Source organism: Ramlibacter sp. bp-362, assembly GCF_054956735.1.
In genome coordinates this window covers 176,873-189,608 of record NZ_JBUDXE010000006.1, presented here as the reverse complement: position 1 = coordinate 189,608, position 12,736 = coordinate 176,873, and the positions used below count along the sequence as shown (strand labels likewise).

The following is a 12,736-nucleotide window of genomic DNA, read 5'->3' as shown; positions in this document are numbered from 1 at the left end:
CGAGACCATGGAATCGACGACCTACCTGGCCGCCTGGTTGCTGGCCGCGCTCCTGGTGGTGGCGGTGCTGAGCCGCCTGCTGACCCGCACGAAACGCGCGCAGGACCTGCGCCGCATGCAGGCCCAGCGGCTGCTGCAGGCGCTGCAGCGCTATTCCAGCTGGGTGTGCGCCCAGCGGCTGGCCGCCGTGTTCCAGGGCGAAGGCCGCGAAGCGGCCGCGGCGCTGGACGACGCCTGCACCATCCGCCTCGCCTGGTTCCCCGACCTGGCCGGCGAGATGGCGGAGCTGCTGGCGGTGCACAACCGCCTGCTGCACTTCCTCGGCGCGCAGCAGTCGCTGTGGCTGCGCGACCCGGAAGCCTGGCTGGCTTCCGACCACGACCAGCGCTTCCTGGCCCTGTGGCGGCAGCACCGCTTCGCCCTCGAGGCGCTGCTCGCCCGCCTGGAGGAGGCCACCAGCGTCCGCATCCAACCCTCGACTTCGGCGCCCCGGCGCCAATCCACCTATGCCTGAACCCATCCAAGCGAGCGACCCGGAGGACGCCATGAACAAGCCCCTGGCCACGATCGGCGCGGCCGCAGCCGGCGCCCTGGCGATGTACTACCTGGACCCGGAACTGGGCGAGCGCCGCCGCGCCCTGCTTGCCGAACTGGTGCGCAGCGGCCTGCCCGGCGAGCGCCGCATCCCGCAGCGCACGCGGCTGCCGCGCCGCGCCTACCTGCGGCCCACCTACGCCGACCCGCGCACGGACGCGGAACTGCGCGACGCGATCCAGGCGCGGCTCGGCCGCATGGTGAGCCACCCCGGCGCGATCCAGGTCGGCGTGGACAACGGCGTCGTGCGCCTGAGCGGCCGCATCCTGGCGAAGGAGCGCGACGGCCTGCTCGCGCAGGTGCAGCAGATGGCCGGCGTGCAGAAGCTCGTGAACGCCATGTCGGCGCACGACCTGCCGCACGAGATCGCCAGCCGCGACGCGCCTGTTCCTTCCGAAGCCGCGACCCGTTAGGATCGGCGGCACCCGCCGCCATGAAACGCTCCGCTTCCCTGCTCGCCGCCGCCGTCCTCGCGGCGGTGCTGCTGCTGGCCCTCTCCGCCTGGCTGCATTCCTGGGGCGGGATCGCGCTCCTGGTCGTCGCCGCCGGGGGCTACGCCTGGTACCGCATGGAGGTGGCGCGCGGCGAGGCGGCGGAACAGTTCTTCGGCGAGGGCGGCGAGGACACGCGCCTCACGAGTTTCCAGGGCGGCTCGCCCAGCGAGATGCCGGTGGACCGCGACATCGACGCGCAGAAGCCGCCGGCCCCGCCGCGGCACTGACGAGCCGGGCCTTCCTGCACCCCGCCGAGCGCGCCTCCGACGCCGGACGCGCGAGCCAGCCTACGCCGCCGTCGAGCTCCTCCGCCTAGCTTGGTCTCATCCAGAGATCCAGGAGGTATTCCCATGAAAGCAAGATTCCGTTCCACGGCCGCGGCCATCATGCTGCTGGCGCCACTGGGCTTCGGCCTGGTCGCGCCGGCCGCCGACGCCGCCCCGCGCGCCGTCGTGGCGCAGCCCAGCATCCGCAACATGTCGCTGAATTCCGATGCCGGCCTGTCGCCCGGCGCGACGCTGCGCGTGCAGGTGTTCGCCACGCCCAATGCCCGGCGCGCCAGCCTGGCGCTGGGCGACAGCGGCATCCGCGTGCCCCTGCGGCAGAAGGCCAAGGGGACCTACGAAGGCTCCTACGTCGTGCGCCGCAGCGACCGCATCGACCCGACCCAGCTCCTGACGGCGCGCGTGACCTTCGGCGAACGCACCTACTCGCGGCAGTTCAACTATCCCACCAGCTTCCAGGCGCTGGCCATGGGCAACGCCCCGGCGCCGCGCCTCGCGATCGAGCGCTTCGTGATGCGGCCGATGGGCCGGCTGGAGGCCGGGCGCGAGCTGCGCTTCCGCGTGCACGGCGCGCCGGGCGCAAACGCCTGGGTGGACATCCCGGGCGTGATCAGCGGCATCGACCTGGACGAAGTCCGGCCGGGCGTGTACGAGGGAACTTACACGGTCCGCCGGCGCGACGACCTCGACGCTTTCGACAAGGCTGTGGCGACGCTGCGCGAAGGCAAGCAGCGCGTGACCGCCCGGGTGGACCTGCGCGGCCGCGACGAGGAACGCCGCGCCGGACGCGACGAGCGCTCGCCCACCATCAGCGACCTGACGCCGGCGAACGGCGAGCAGGTCGGCGAGCGCGGGCGCACGCACATCTCGGCGAAGATCGGCGACGAAGGCAGCGGGATCGACCGCGACTCCGTGCGGCTGCGCGTGAACGGCCGCGACGTCACCCGCGACGCGCGCGTCTCGGACGACGAGGTGGACTACCGCGCCGACCTGGACCCCGGCCGCTACACGGCGGAACTGACCGTGCGCGACGAGGCGGGCAACGCCACCACCAAGGGCTGGACCTTCGACGTGGCCCCGCGCGGCGAGCGCCTGGGTTCCGCCCACCTGCCCTTGACCGTGACCAGCCACCGCGACAACGCGGTGGTCGACGCGGACGGGCGCCTGGCGATCGAGGGCCGCACCGCGCCGTTCGCCAACGTGCGCGTGCAGGTGACCGAGGTGGCCAACGTGGGCGGGGTGCTGGGCGTCACCCAGCCCGTCGCCGACCTGAGCGTGCAGGCCGACCGCAACGGCCACTTCGAGGTCGGCGTCAACCCGCGCGGCTTGCCGATCCCGGGCACCCGCTACGACGTGCGCCTGACCGCCAGCAACGGCAACATGAGCGCGGAAGAGCGCCTCACGCTGATCCAGCGCCAGGGCTGAGCCGCAACTCCGTCACGCCCGGCCCCCGTGGCCGGGATGAACGGTGCCGCCGGGCCGCGCGAGCGGCCTTGGCTGGCGGACGCTCCTGCCTGATACTTCTTGAAACAGATTCGAGCGCCGGACAAGGACGGCACGGATCAGGGGGACAAGGAATCAGGCGTGCAAGGCGCCGCCAAGGTTGTCGTTGGGGAAAGGCCCTGAGTGCAAGCGGGGCCTCTTGAGGGGAAGCCCCGCGAAAGCGGGGCTCTTTTTTTGCCCGGTCGATTCAGCGGCGCGCCAGCAGCGCGTGGAAATGCCTCTCCATGCGCGCCGCGTCCGCCTGCCGGCCGGTGAACAGCTCGAAAGCGCCCACTGCCTGCCCCACCGCCATGGTGCCGCCATCCACGGTGGCGCACCCCAGGCGGCGCGCCGCCCGCAGCAACTCCGTCTCGATCGGGAAGTAGACGACTTCCGACACCCACAGGTCTGGCCGCAGCAGGTCCAGCGGCAAGGCCGCACCGGGAAGCTTGGCCATGCCGGTCGGTGTGGCGTGGACGAGTCCCGTCGCGCCTCGCACCGCCTTCGCCACGTCCGCCTCGGCGCTCGCGCGTTGCCCGTACCGCCTGCTGAGCACCTGCACGAGCGCTTCCGCGCGCGCCGGATCGGCGTCGACCACCCGCAACCGGGTCACGCCCAGCCGGCAGGCGGCATGCGCGATCGCGGATCCGGCGCCGCCGGCGCCGAGCAGGACCACGCACCCCAGGTCGGCCTGCGGCAGCGCGCGGCGGAAGCCCCAGGCCCAGCCCGAGCCGTCGGTGTTGTGGCCGACCAGCCGGCCGGCGCGCACCACCACCGTGTTGACGGCGCCCATGGCCTCGGCTTCCGGCGACAGTTCGTCCAGCAGCGGAAGCACCGCCTGCTTGCAGGGATAGGTGATGTTCAGGCCGGCGAAGCCCATGATGCGCGCCGCCGTCAGGAGCGCGGGCAGTTCCTGCAGCGAGCCCGGCGTGCGGTCCAGGTCGATCAGCTGGTAGTGCAGGCGCAGGCCGTGGCAGCGCGCCTCTTCCTCCTGCATGGCCGGCGTCAGCGACAGCTGGATGCCGGCGCCGATCAGGCCGACCAGCAGCTTGCCTTCCGCCGCGCTCATCCCGAATAGCCCACCAGGCGCGGCAGCACCAGCACGAAGTCGGGCCAGAAGGTGACCACGGCCAGGGCCGCGACCATGACCAGCAGGAAGGGGAACACTTCCTTCAGCAGCTCCGAGAGCGACACGTCGGCGATCTTCATCATCATGAACAGCAGCAGGCCGTAGGGCGGCGTCACCAGGCCGATCATGATGTTCAGCACGGCCATCACGCCGAAGTGCACCGGGTCGATGCCCAGCGCCGTCGCGGTGGGCAGCAGCACCGGCAGGATGATCAGGATGATGGTGGAGCCCTCGAGGAAGGCGCCCAGCACCAGCAGGAGGGCGTTGACCAGCAGCAGGAACGCGATCGGCGACAGGTCCAACCCCTTCATGGCGGCGCTCAGCGTGGCGGGGATGTTCTCCGAGGCGATCACGTAATTGAACACCAGCGCGCCGGCGATCAGCATGCCGATGGAGATGCTCAGGCGCGCGCTGGACAGCAGCGCGTCGTACAGGTCGCTCCAGCGCATGCTGCGGTACAGGCCGGCGGAGATGAGCAGCGCATACGCCGCGGCCACGCCCGCGGCCTCGGTCGGCGTCGTGATGCCGCTGTACAGGCAGCCGAGCAGGATCACCGGCAGCATCAGCGCCGGGAAGGCCTCCTTGGTGATGCGCGGCATCTCGCGCAGCGGCACCGGCGCCTCCAGCGGGAAGGCGCGGCGCTTGGCCTGGTAGTGGATCAGCGCCATCTGCACGGCGCCCATCAGCAGCCCGGGCAGCACGCCGGCGATGAACAGGTAGCCGATGGACGTGCCCGACACCAGCGCGTAGAGCACCAGGGGAATCGAGGGCGGCAGGATCGGCCCGATGACGGAGGACACGGCGCTCAGCGCCGCCGCGAAGCCGGGCGTGTAGCGCCCGTCCTTCGTCATCATCACCTGCATGATCTTGCCGGAGCCGGCGGCGTCGGCCAGCGCGCTGCCGGACATGCTGGCGAACACGACGCTCTGCAGCACGTTGACCTGCGCCATGCCGCCGGGGAAGCGTCCGACGATCGCATTGCAGAAGCGCAGCAGCCTGTCCATGATCGTGCCGGAGCTCATGATCGTCGCGGCCAGGATGAACAGCGGGATCGCCAGCAGCAGGAAGCTGGAATAGGTGCCGTTCAACAGCTGCTCCGCCGCCGCGCCCATGTCCATGCCCTTGGCATAGAGGTACAGGACGGAGCCGCCGATCATGGCCTGGCCGATGGGCACGCCGAGCAGGCTCAGCGCGACGATCGCGCCGACCGCCAGCGAGAAGGGATGCGTGAAACTCACAGCGCGGAGGAGGATGCGGCGGGGTCGCGCGGCGCCGGCAGCGTGCCGCGCACGGCGCGCACCAGCAGGCGCAGGTGGCGCACGATCACGGCCACGGCGAACACCAGGTAGATGGAATAGGTGTAGTCCATGCGCACGCCCAGGTACGAGCTCTTCTCCACCTTCATGAAGCTCACGTAGTCGTACGAGGGGCGCAGCGCCATGGCGAACAGCACCACGACGGCCGCGGCGGCCACGCCCACCAGCACGCGCCGCGTGCGCGGGCCGGCGCGGTCGGTGACGAGGTCGATGCGGATCTCCTCGTCGTCCTTCAGCACGAAGGCCGCGCCCCACAGCACCAGCCAGAGCCAGGCGACGAGCGAGAGCTCGGTCGTCCAGCCCACCGGCCAGTTGAACACGTAGCGCAGCGCGATCTGCACGATGAAGGCGACGAAGATCACCGCCAGCAAGGCGGCCGCCACGACTTCGGCGAAGCGGTGCAGCTTCCCCAGCGCACCGCGGGGCAGGAGCGCGCCCTTCACTTCAGCGCGTTGATCTTGTCCAGCATGCCCGCCGGCCAGGCCTTGGCCTCGTCGGAGGCCAGGTAGACCTTCTGCGCGTAGGTGCGGAAGGCCGGGATGTCGGGCACGTAGACCTCCAGCCCGCGCTTGCGGAAGTCGTCGGCCAGCTCCGCCTCGCGCTTCTGGTGCTGCGCGGTGCTCCAGGCGATGGCCTTGTCGGCCGCGGCCTGGAAGGCCTTCTGCTTCGCCGGGCTCATCGCGTTCCAGGTCTTCTGGTTCAACGTGAGCACGTCGAAGCCCACCAGGTGCGAGGTGAGCACGATCTGGCCCAGCACCTCGTAGAACTTCATGTTCTGCACGTTGGGCAGCGGGTTGTCCTGGCCGTCGATGGCGCCCGTCTGCAGGCCCGTGTAGGTCTCGGCATAGGCCATCGGCGTGGGGTTGGCGCCGAGCGAGCGGCCCAGCAGCTGCCAGGCGTCGCCGGGCGGCATGCGCAGCTTCACGCCCGCGAGGTCCGCCGGCACGTTGATCTTCTTCTTGCCCTTGAGGCCCAGGTGCCGCGTGCCGAAGAAGGTGGGACCGAGGATCTTCACCTTCAGCTGGTCTTCGGCCATCTTCTTCATCTGCGCGCCCAGGTCGCTCGCGAAGAAGGAGTTGAGGTGGTGGGCGTCGCGGAACAGGTAGGCCGAGGTCAGGAGGTTCCAGGCCGGCACCTGCTTGGAGATGTCCTGCGGCGCGATGTTGCCCATCTCCAGGTTGTCGCGCTGCAGGGCGACCAGCTCCGTGCCCTGGCGGAACAACGTGGAATTCAGGTGCAGTTCCAGCTTGTAGTCGGCCTTCAGCTCCTCGGCCAGCATGCGCATCATCTCGGCGCGGATATCCTTGTCCGAGAACACGGCGGCGAAGCGCAGCGTGGGCGTCTGCGCCAGCGCGGGCAGCGCGGCGCCCGCGGCGAGGGCGGCGCCGGCGCCGAGCAGGGTGCGGCGCTGGATCGGTTGCTGGTTCATGCTTGTCTCCTTTTGGGGCGTGATGGTAATGGAGGGTTATTGCGCGAGCCGCTGCGCCACGGCGCGCAAGGCGAGCTCGTAGCCCAGGGGGCCGAAGCCGCAGATCACGCCCGTGGCGGCGAGCGAGACCAGCGACTTCTGGTACAGCGTGTCGCGGCGGTGGATGTTGGTCAGGTGCACTTCGGCGATCGGCGCATCCAGCGTCTTGAGCGCGTCGAGCAGCGGGATCGAGCGGAAGGACAGGCCGGCGGGGTTGATGACGATGGCGGCCCCGCGCTCGCGCGCCTCCTGCACCCAGTCGACCATCACGCCTTCGTGGTTGGTCTGGCGGAATTCGCAGGCGAGCCCCAGCTCGCCGGCCACGCGCCGGCACAGGGTTTCGATCTCGGCGAGCGTGGTGCTGCCATAGAGGTGCGGCTCGCGGATGCCGAGCAGGTTCAGGTTGGGCCCGTTCAGGACGTAGACAGCGGCGCTCATATGGAGGGCGATTCTTGGCGCGGTCCTGGAAAGATTTTCCGGATTGGAAACCTGTTTCACAATACAGGAGATGAGCACCGCCCTCCTCCGCGGCCTGGCCATCCTGGAGCACCTCGCGCGCTATCCCCAGGGCCTGCCGATCACGCTGATCGCGTCCGAGCTGAACCTGCCCCTGAGCGCCTGCCACCGGCTGCTCGCCGAACTGCAGGGACGCGACTACGTGCGGCAGGCGCGCAAGCAGGGCGACTACGTGCTCACGACCAAGGTGGTGTCGCTGGGCCTCGGCTTCCTGAGCAGCGGCGGCATCGTGGAGATCGCCGAGCCCCTGCTGGAGAAACTCGCGCGCAGCTCGGGCGAGCTGGTGCGCCTGTCCATCGTCGACGAGGAGCGCCTGACCTTCGTGGCCAAGGCCCAGGGCCCGCGCCAGGCGGGCCTGCGCTACGACCCCGACATGGGCGCGGATGCGCGCCTGTCCTGCACCGCATCCGGGCACGCCTGGCTGATGACGCTCAGCGACGAGCGCGCGCTGGAACTCGTCTCGCGCCAGGGCTTCGGCGCGCCGGCGGACTACGGCCCGAAGGCACCGACCACCATCAAGGGGCTGCTCGGCTTCCTGCAGGCCGCGCGCATGCGCGGCTACGCCATGATCGACGAGGTCTTCGCTCCCGGCATGACGGCGATGGCGGCGCCCGTGCTGCGGCGGAACGAGGCGATCGGCGTCATCAGCATCGCGGGGCCGCGCGCGCGCCTGTCGCCCGCGCGCATCCACGAGCTCGGGCCGGAGCTCATGGCTGCCGCGGCGGAACTGGGGCCGATCAGCAATGCGTCGAGCCTGTTCGGCAAGCCGCCACTGGGCAAGGGCTGAGGCGCCGCATAGGAAAACTTCATGAATCGCCGGTAAAACCTTAATTGCCGGCGGCGCGCGCGTCGGGTGAAATCGGGCGACAAGGAGACAACCATGCGAACCCTCGCCCGTGCTTTTGCCGCGATCGCCGCCGGCGCCTTCTGCGCCGCCGCACTCGCCCAGGCCCCCACCGCCGACTATCCCAAGCAGCCGATCCACATCGTCGTGACCTTCCCGCCCGGCGGCAGCGCCGACGCCGTGGTGCGCCTGCTGGTGCCCCGCCTGAACGAGAAGCTCGGCCAGCCGGTCATCATCGACAACCGCCCGGGCGCCGGCGGCAACGTGGGCCTGTCGCTCGTGGCCAAGGCGCCCGCCGACGGCTACACGATCGGCGTCGGCGCGGCCGGCGCGCTGTCGGCCAACAGCAGCCTCTATGCGCAGATGCCCTTCGACCCGCTGAAGGACTTCAAGCCGGTGACCATGCTCTCCGCGATTCCCTTCGTGCTCGTCGGCAATCCTTCGCTCGCGCCGAAGACGCAGAAGGACCTGGTGGCGATGGCCAAGGCGGAGCCGGGCAAGCTGTCCATCGGCCATGGCGGCAACGGCACGGCCATGCACCTCTCGGCCGCGCTGTTCGCGCAGATGGCGGACGTGAAACTCGTGGAGGTGCCGTACAAGGGCTCGGGCCCGGCGGCCGTGGACGTGCTGGCCGGCAACGTGCCGCTGGCGGTGGTGGACCTGCCCTCCGCCCTGCAGCACATCAAGGCCGGCAAGATGCGGGCCTACGCCGTGACCAGCCCGCAGCGCCTGCCGCAGCTGCCCGACGTGCCCACGGTCTCCGAAGCGGGCCTCACCGGCTACGACTCCACCGGCTGGTTCGGCGTCGTCGCCCCCGCCGGCACGCCGCAAGCCATCGTCGACCGCCTCAACAAGGAGATCACCGGCGCGCTGAACGACCCGGAGATCGTGACGAAGATGCGCAACCTGGGCGTCGAGCCCGCGCCCTCCACCGCCGAAGCCTTCGGCGCCTACATCCGCACCGAGACGGCCAAGTGGGGCAAGGTGATCCAGCAGGCCCACATCAAGCTGAATTGAAGCGCATGCTGCAAGACATCGAAGCCGACGTGCTGGTGGTCGGCGCCGGGCCCGTGGGCCTGAGCCTCGCCATGGACCTGGCGGGCCGCGGCGTGAAAGTAGCCATCGCCGAGACGCGGCGCTACGCCGAGCCGCCCAGCGTGAAGTGCAACCACGTGGCGGCGCGCACCATGGAGCGCTTCCGCCGCCTGGGGGTGGCGCGCAAGCTGCGCGACGCCGGCCTGCCCCCCGACTACCCCAACGACGTGGTGTTCCGCACCACCGTGACCGGCACCGAACTCACGCGCATCCCCATCCCCGGCCGCGCCGAGCGCTACACCTCGAAGGAAGGCCCGGACACCTGGTGGCCGACGCCCGAGCCGCCGCACCGCATCAACCAGCTCTACCTGGAGCCCATCCTGCTGGAACACACGGCCGGATTGCGCGGCGTGACGCTGCTCAATCGCACGCAGGTCACCGGCTTCACCCAGGACGACGCCGGCGTGGAAGCGACGGCGCTGGACCTGGACAGCGGGACGCAGCGGCGCATCCGCGCGCGCTACCTGGTGGGCTGCGACGGCGGCAGCTCCATGGTGCGCAAGGGCATGGGCGCCAAGCTGGAAGGCACGCCGGTGATCCAGCGCGTGCAATCCACGTACATCCGCGCGCCCAGGCTGCGAGGGATGATTCCCGGCAAGCTGGCCTGGTCCACCTACGCCGTGAACCCGCGCCGCTGCGGCACCGTGTTCGCGATCGACGGCCACGAAACCTGGCTGGTGCACAACCACCTGAACCCCGACGAGCCGGAGTTCGACTCGATCGACCGCGACTGGTCCATCCGCCAGATCCTGGGCGTGGGCGCGGACTTCGCGTACGACGTGATCAGCAAGGAAGACTGGGTGGGCCGCCGCCTGGTGGCCACGCGCTTCCGCGACCGGCGCGTCTTCATCGCCGGCGACGCCGCCCACCTGTGGGTGCCCTACGCCGGCTACGGCATGAACGCCGGCATCGCCGACGCGCTGAACCTCTCGTGGCTGCTGGGCGCGCGCCTGCAGGGCTGGGGCAGCGAAGCCATCCTGGATGCGTACGAGGCCGAGCGCCAGCCGATCACGGAGCAGGTGTCGCAGTTCGCGATGGAGCACGCGGCCAAGATGATCAAGGCGCGCCGCGCCGTGCCGGCCAACATCGAGGCCGAGGACGCCGCCGGCCAACAGGCCCGCCGCGAGGTGGGCGAGGAGGCCTATGCGCTGAACGTGCAGCAGTTCTGCTGCGCGGGCCTGAACTTCGGCTACTTCTATCTCGGCTCGCCGATCATCGTGGAAGACGAGGAGCAGCCGCCGGCGTACACGATGGGGGACTTCACGCCTTCCACCGTGCCGGGTTGCCGGGCGCCGCACTTCTGGCTGGCGGACGGGCGATCGCTGTACGACGCGTTCGGGCCGGGGTACACGCTGCTGCGGTTCGATCCGGGCGTGGAAGTGAGTGCGCTGAAGCGCGCGGCGCAGGAGCGCGGGATGCCGCTGGCAGTGGTGGACGTGGAAGGTGTCGAAGTGCCGGAGGGCTATCGGCACAAGCTCGTGCTGTGCCGGGAGGACCAGCATGTGGCGTGGCGGGGGGATGCGGTGCCCGCGGACGCCGGTGCGCTGGTCGCGAAGCTGTGCGGCGCCTGATCAGGCGAAGCCGGACGAGGTCTCGATTTGCTAACGGTGCGCCTACGGTCTGACGGCGTGCTGCGGGCGGAGTCGGTGCGGCCTAGAGTCCGCCTTAAACTTCCCGCTCAGGAGTAGCCAAACTCCTGGCCATTGACCCGCAGGACACCGTAGATCCTCTGGTACGAATACCGCCACCCGCTCCGGATGGGCCTGACTTCGTGGCGGAAGTTCTTGTTGGAAGCGAAGATGACCAGCATTCCTGCTTGGGGCGCGATGGTGACCCCTTGCTTCGGGAAGTGGATTTCGCCACCCGTGAAGCCGGAGTTCAGGTACAGGATGGCGGTGATTCCCCGGTGTTCGTCGCGGGCGAGAACCTTGCCCTCCGGAGTGACGGCATGGTCGTCGCAGTGCATCTTCAGCCCCACGCCGGGCGGATACGCGAAGAACTCGTTCTGGGCCAGCACCAGGCTGTCCGAGGCCTGGAAGGCGAAATTTGCCGTGAAGTAGCTCTGCACGGCCTCGTAGATGAAGAACGCCAATTCTTCGTCATGCTGCGGAGTGATCGACTTGCTGTCGCGCGATTGAGTGTTGACGATGCTCTCGCCCTGGACGCCGTAGACCTCGTGCGCGCGGAAATCGTTCGCGCTCAGTCGGTCCTCGATATGGGCAATGCAGCGATCGAGCGGCAGGTCGCACTGCGCCTGGAAGATCCGCGCACTCGGCAGCTGGATCGATTCCGCGTAGGTGATCACAGGTCGAACCTCCAGGTCGTCTGAAGCAGGATGCGCGTGCCGGAGAGGATCGGCGTCACCCCGTGCTTGTACTTGTAGTGCCCGGGAAAAGCGATCAGCTTTCCTGGCTCGGCGTGCACGTAGAAATCGGCATTCGGAAAGAACAGTTGGCCGCCGGTGAAGTCCCTCCCCTCCTGCGTGAGGAACAGGAGCGCGACGAGCTGGTTCGCCCAGTTGAACATCACGGTTCCCAGGCCGTAGTCGTCGTCCGCGGCGTCCTGGTCATCACAGTGGACCGGACATCCCGGACCCTCGGTATAGAGCAGGATCTGGCTGGAGGCCAAGGTGGGCGTCCGGCCGGCATAGTTGTACTCGCCCGCGAGCAGCTGAACCTGTTCGCGCACGTGCTCAACGAGCCCAGGTTTGCAGGAATCGTCAATGTCGAAGCTCCTGCGCCCCCGTTCCCTGCCGTGATTGGCGCTGTAGGTCTTCGAGGGCGCCGCCTTGGCCTGCCAACCAGCCAGGATCTGGTCGCGATAGTCCGGTACTTCCAACTGCCGGATCCGGATTCCGTTGCGCCCGTTCGGCGTCGAAACGGTGAAATACGGATTAAACAGAGGCCGTATCTTGGACATAGTAGTGCCGCGCGACCGCGATGCGCTTCCCCTTGGTCACGGGGTTCACCAAGTGAGGAAAGAGATAGTTGGAAGGAAACGCCACCAGCGTTCCGGTGAGCGGCTTGACGCTGACACCTTGGTCCGGGAACACCAGCTCCCCGCCTTCCAGGTCGTCCGTGCTGATATAGAGCAGGCCCGCGAACTGGTTGAGCAGGTGCATGACGTACTTGGACGCCCCGTATTTCTCCGGCGGCTTGAACTGGTCGTCGACGTGGAGCAGCGCGCCAACGCCCTCCTCGTACAGCATCAACTGCTGCCGCGAGACCGCACCCGTATAACCTTCGCCTCGATCGCAAAGGGACTGCAGGACGAATTCGTCTAGGAGTTGGTACAGCGCTCCGAATCTCTCCTGCTGATCGAGCCCAAGTTCCTTCGTGTAGCGGGACCTGTTCTCGGGATGGCCCGCGTGCGTGCTGACGTCGAAAGAGTAGTCCGTCGGCTCGGTCTCAAAAGCCAGCAGACAGGCATGCGCCAGCTCCGGCGGGACGAAGGTTTTTGACACCTCGATCCCGCCGCCAACCATGTGCACCGGATTGGGCAGCATGGGCGAGCG

At 69.2% G+C, this 12,736-nt stretch carries 15 protein-coding genes; 7 read left to right on the top strand and 8 right to left on the bottom strand.

Going from position 1 to position 12,736, the window contains the following annotated elements; genetic code table 11:
• Nucleotides 1-7 precede the first annotated feature (7 nt).
• The 4 genes from ACY0MJ_RS10560 to ACY0MJ_RS10545 all read left to right on the top strand — a co-directional run bounded on the left by ACY0MJ_RS10560 (nt 8) and on the right by ACY0MJ_RS10545 (nt 2,797).
• Complete coding sequence (locus tag ACY0MJ_RS10560) at nt 8-514, top strand: hypothetical protein (protein ID WP_462638377.1); 507 nt, start codon at nt 8-10, stop codon at nt 512-514.
• Nucleotides 507-1,007 carry a BON domain-containing protein gene (locus ACY0MJ_RS10555; RefSeq protein ID WP_462638376.1) on the top strand — a complete coding sequence of 167 codons (501 nt, stop codon included), beginning with the start codon at nt 507-509 and terminating at the stop codon, nt 1,005-1,007. The genes ACY0MJ_RS10560 and ACY0MJ_RS10555 overlap by 8 nt, the downstream gene beginning before the upstream one ends.
• A gap of 20 nt (nt 1,008-1,027) precedes the next feature.
• Entirely contained in the window at nt 1,028-1,315 is a 288-nt protein-coding gene (locus tag ACY0MJ_RS10550) for a hypothetical protein (RefSeq protein ID WP_462638375.1), read from the top strand.
• Nucleotides 1,316-1,438: 123 nt separating this feature from the next.
• Entirely contained in the window at nt 1,439-2,797 is a 1,359-nt protein-coding gene (locus tag ACY0MJ_RS10545) for a hypothetical protein (RefSeq protein ID WP_462638374.1), read from the top strand.
• 265 nt (nt 2,798-3,062) lie between these two features.
• Here the strand turns inward: ACY0MJ_RS10545 and ACY0MJ_RS10540 are convergent, their stop codons facing one another.
• Genes ACY0MJ_RS10540 through ACY0MJ_RS10520 form a run of 5 tightly spaced genes read right to left on the bottom strand, consistent with a single transcriptional unit; the run spans nt 3,063 to nt 7,205 of the window.
• Nucleotides 3,063-3,923 (bottom strand): shikimate dehydrogenase, encoded by an 861-nt coding sequence (locus tag ACY0MJ_RS10540; protein ID WP_462638373.1) that lies wholly within the window; start codon nt 3,921-3,923, stop codon nt 3,063-3,065.
• Complete coding sequence (locus ACY0MJ_RS10535; RefSeq protein WP_462638372.1) at nt 3,920-5,221, bottom strand: TRAP transporter large permease; 1,302 nt, start codon at nt 5,219-5,221, stop codon at nt 3,920-3,922. The genes ACY0MJ_RS10540 and ACY0MJ_RS10535 overlap by 4 nt, the downstream gene beginning before the upstream one ends.
• Nucleotides 5,218-5,742 (bottom strand): TRAP transporter small permease, encoded by a 525-nt coding sequence (locus ACY0MJ_RS10530; RefSeq protein ID WP_462638371.1) that lies wholly within the window; start codon nt 5,740-5,742, stop codon nt 5,218-5,220. The genes ACY0MJ_RS10535 and ACY0MJ_RS10530 overlap by 4 nt, the downstream gene beginning before the upstream one ends.
• Nucleotides 5,739-6,728: a TRAP transporter substrate-binding protein DctP gene (gene dctP / locus ACY0MJ_RS10525; protein WP_462638370.1), complete on the bottom strand. Its 990-nt coding sequence runs from the start codon at nt 6,726-6,728 to the stop codon at nt 5,739-5,741. The genes ACY0MJ_RS10530 and dctP overlap by 4 nt, the downstream gene beginning before the upstream one ends.
• Nucleotides 6,729-6,764: 36 nt before the next feature.
• Nucleotides 6,765-7,205, bottom strand: a complete 441-nt coding sequence (locus tag ACY0MJ_RS10520) for a type II 3-dehydroquinate dehydratase (protein WP_462638369.1) — start codon at nt 7,203-7,205, stop codon at nt 6,765-6,767.
• A gap of 70 nt (nt 7,206-7,275) precedes the next feature.
• On the opposite strand from ACY0MJ_RS10520, the gene ACY0MJ_RS10515 reads away from it, so the two are divergent.
• From ACY0MJ_RS10515 to ACY0MJ_RS10505, 3 genes are all read left to right on the top strand, one after another.
• A complete protein-coding gene (locus ACY0MJ_RS10515; protein ID WP_462638368.1) occupies nt 7,276-8,070 on the top strand; it encodes an IclR family transcriptional regulator in 795 nt (264 codons plus the stop codon).
• A 93-nt stretch (nt 8,071-8,163) separates the two neighbouring features.
• Nucleotides 8,164-9,144, top strand: a complete 981-nt coding sequence (locus ACY0MJ_RS10510) for a Bug family tripartite tricarboxylate transporter substrate binding protein (protein ID WP_462638367.1) — start codon at nt 8,164-8,166, stop codon at nt 9,142-9,144.
• 5 nt (nt 9,145-9,149) lie between these two features.
• Nucleotides 9,150-10,793 (top strand): FAD-dependent oxidoreductase, encoded by a 1,644-nt coding sequence (locus ACY0MJ_RS10505; RefSeq protein WP_462638366.1) that lies wholly within the window; start codon nt 9,150-9,152, stop codon nt 10,791-10,793.
• A 107-nt stretch (nt 10,794-10,900) separates the two neighbouring features.
• Here ACY0MJ_RS10505 and ACY0MJ_RS10500 read toward each other — a convergent pair whose 3' ends face one another.
• Genes ACY0MJ_RS10500 through ACY0MJ_RS10490 form a run of 3 tightly spaced genes read right to left on the bottom strand, consistent with a single transcriptional unit; the run spans nt 10,901 to nt 12,727 of the window.
• A complete protein-coding gene (locus ACY0MJ_RS10500) occupies nt 10,901-11,527 on the bottom strand; it encodes a 2OG-Fe(II) oxygenase (protein ID WP_462638365.1) in 627 nt (208 codons plus the stop codon).
• Nucleotides 11,524-12,141, bottom strand: coding sequence for a 2OG-Fe(II) oxygenase family protein (locus ACY0MJ_RS10495; protein WP_462638364.1), 618 nt, complete (start codon nt 12,139-12,141; stop codon nt 11,524-11,526). The genes ACY0MJ_RS10500 and ACY0MJ_RS10495 overlap by 4 nt, the downstream gene beginning before the upstream one ends.
• Complete coding sequence (locus ACY0MJ_RS10490) at nt 12,116-12,727, bottom strand: 2OG-Fe(II) oxygenase (RefSeq protein WP_462638363.1); 612 nt, start codon at nt 12,725-12,727, stop codon at nt 12,116-12,118. Before ACY0MJ_RS10490 ends, ACY0MJ_RS10495 begins: the two co-directional genes overlap by 26 nt.
• Nucleotides 12,728-12,736: the final 9 nt, after the last annotated feature.

Excerpts from the sequence above, each read along its gene's own strand:
- ACY0MJ_RS10560 (WP_462638377.1), top strand. The coding sequence starts at position 8 with ATGGAATCGACGACCTACCTGGCCGCCTGGTTGCTGGCCGCGCTCCTG.
- ACY0MJ_RS10555 (WP_462638376.1), top strand. The coding sequence starts at position 507 with ATGCCTGAACCCATCCAAGCGAGCGACCCGGAGGACGCCATGAACAAG.
- ACY0MJ_RS10550 (WP_462638375.1), top strand. The coding sequence starts at position 1,028 with ATGAAACGCTCCGCTTCCCTGCTCGCCGCCGCCGTCCTCGCGGCGGTG.
- ACY0MJ_RS10545 (WP_462638374.1), top strand. The coding sequence starts at position 1,439 with ATGAAAGCAAGATTCCGTTCCACGGCCGCGGCCATCATGCTGCTGGCG.
- ACY0MJ_RS10540 (WP_462638373.1), bottom strand. The coding sequence starts at position 3,923 with ATGAGCGCGGCGGAAGGCAAGCTGCTGGTCGGCCTGATCGGCGCCGGC.
- dctP (WP_462638370.1), bottom strand. The coding sequence starts at position 6,728 with ATGAACCAGCAACCGATCCAGCGCCGCACCCTGCTCGGCGCCGGCGCC.
- ACY0MJ_RS10520 (WP_462638369.1), bottom strand. The coding sequence starts at position 7,205 with ATGAGCGCCGCTGTCTACGTCCTGAACGGGCCCAACCTGAACCTGCTC.
- ACY0MJ_RS10515 (WP_462638368.1), top strand. The coding sequence starts at position 7,276 with ATGAGCACCGCCCTCCTCCGCGGCCTGGCCATCCTGGAGCACCTCGCG.
- ACY0MJ_RS10510 (WP_462638367.1), top strand. The coding sequence starts at position 8,164 with ATGCGAACCCTCGCCCGTGCTTTTGCCGCGATCGCCGCCGGCGCCTTC.
- ACY0MJ_RS10505 (WP_462638366.1), top strand. The coding sequence starts at position 9,150 with ATGCTGCAAGACATCGAAGCCGACGTGCTGGTGGTCGGCGCCGGGCCC.
- ACY0MJ_RS10495 (WP_462638364.1), bottom strand. The coding sequence starts at position 12,141 with ATGTCCAAGATACGGCCTCTGTTTAATCCGTATTTCACCGTTTCGACG.
- ACY0MJ_RS10490 (WP_462638363.1), bottom strand. The coding sequence starts at position 12,727 with ATGCTGCCCAATCCGGTGCACATGGTTGGCGGCGGGATCGAGGTGTCA.